Below are 1608 nucleotides of genomic sequence, written 5' to 3'. Positions count from 1 at the left end.
GGTGGGAGGGGCGTCATTGTCGCTAGAGCTTGTGGCGCGATTCGATAGTTTGTTAGTATGTCAGGACAAACTATCGAAGGAGAGCAGATGCCCCTCGTCCGCATTGACGTCAACGAAGGCCGTACGCCGGAGCAGCTCGGTGAACTCAGTAAGCGAATCCACGACGCCATCCTCGCCGAGTATGGCATCCCCGAGCGCGACTACTTCCACATCATCACCGAGCATCTCCAGGGCCAGATTGTTGCCCAGGATGCCGGCCTGGGTTTCGAGCGAAGTTCCGGCGTGGTCATGATCCAGATCTTCACCCAGGGCGGTCGAAGTCGCGAAGCCAAGCAGTCCTTGTTCGCTGCCATCGCCGCCCAGCTCGGCGAGATCGGCGTCCCTGGGGAGGATGTCTTCCTGGGGTACGTCGAAAACACTGCCGATGACTGGTCCTTTGGCTTCGGCAGGGCCCAGTATGTCACCGGCGAACTTGCCGTTCCCGCGCGGTAACTCAGCGTTTTGGAGCGGACTCAAGCCCACATCACCGCGTAATTTAGGCCATTACGTTTCGTTGTAAATATGTCAGTACAAACCTTTGACAGGACATGAATTCTGGTGCAAAGTAGTGGTTGTGGCCCCGCTCACTGCGGGCCGGCAAAAGCACTGGAGCTCTCACCGTCCCGCAAGAAGAGTTCACTACAGAAAGGTCCGCGATCACCGTGACCCACGAACTGCTCACCATCGGGCGCATCAGCGTTGATATCTACCCGAACGACATCGGTGTGGGACTGGAGGACGTGCAGTCCTTCGGCAAGTATCTTGGCGGCTCGCCCTCCAACGTGGCTGTTGCCGCCGCCCGCCACGGCCGCCGCTCCGGCGTGATTACACGCACCGGTGATGACCCTTTCGGCATTTACCTGCACCGCGAACTGCGCAAGTTCAAGGTCGACGACGGATTCGTCACCCCGGTGCCGGGCCTTCAGACCCCGGCCACGTTCTGCGCGATCCAGCCTCCGCATGATTTCCCGCTCTACTTCTACGGACGGTTCCCCACCGCGCCGGACCTGCAGATCAAGGCCGAGGAACTGGACCTGGAGGCCATCAAGGACGCCGGCATCTTCTGGTCCACCGTGACCGGTCTCTGCCAGGAACCGAGCCGCTCGGCCCACCTCGCGGCCCACGAAGCGCGCCCCCGCACCGGACTCAAAGAGGGCCAATACACCATCCTGGACCTGGACTACCGGCCGATGTTCTGGGCTTCCGAGGACGAGGCCCGGGCCGAGGTCGCCAAGATCCTGCCGCACGTCACGGTGGCCATCGGCAATGACAAGGAATGCGCTGTCGCCGTAGGTGAAGGAACCCCGGACGAGCAGGCTGATCGCCTCCTCGCGGCCGGCGTCGAGATCGCGGTCGTCAAGCTCGGCCCCGAAGGCGTCATGGCCAAGACCCGTACGGAACGCGTGGTATCCGCGCCGGTTCCGGTGGAGACCGTCAACGGCCTGGGTGCGGGCGACTCGTTCGGCGGTGCTTTCTGCCACGGATTGTTGTCCGGCTGGCCTTTGGCCCAGGTCCTGGACTACGCGAACGCCGCCGGCGCGATTGTCGCTCCCGCCTCTCGTGCGCGGA

At 62.7% G+C, this 1608-nt stretch carries 1 protein-coding gene and 1 pseudogene; both read left to right on the top strand.

The genetic code is table 11. The annotated features are described in order from the left end of the window. The first annotated feature begins 87 nt into the window (after positions 1-87). Positions 88-492: a tautomerase family protein gene (locus tag AHiyo1_RS07780; protein ID WP_059388174.1), complete on the top strand. Its 405-nt coding sequence runs from the start codon at positions 88-90 to the stop codon at positions 490-492. Positions 493-701: 209 nt separating this feature from the next. Continuing rightward, positions 702-1608: pseudogene (gene iolC, locus AHiyo1_RS07775) on the top strand (5-dehydro-2-deoxygluconokinase); the annotation flags it as partial.

Origin of the sequence: Arthrobacter sp. Hiyo1, from assembly GCF_001263615.2 — a bacterium.
Classification (GTDB): domain Bacteria; phylum Actinomycetota; class Actinomycetes; order Actinomycetales; family Micrococcaceae; genus Arthrobacter.
This window is presented reverse-complemented; position numbering and strand designations above follow the sequence as displayed.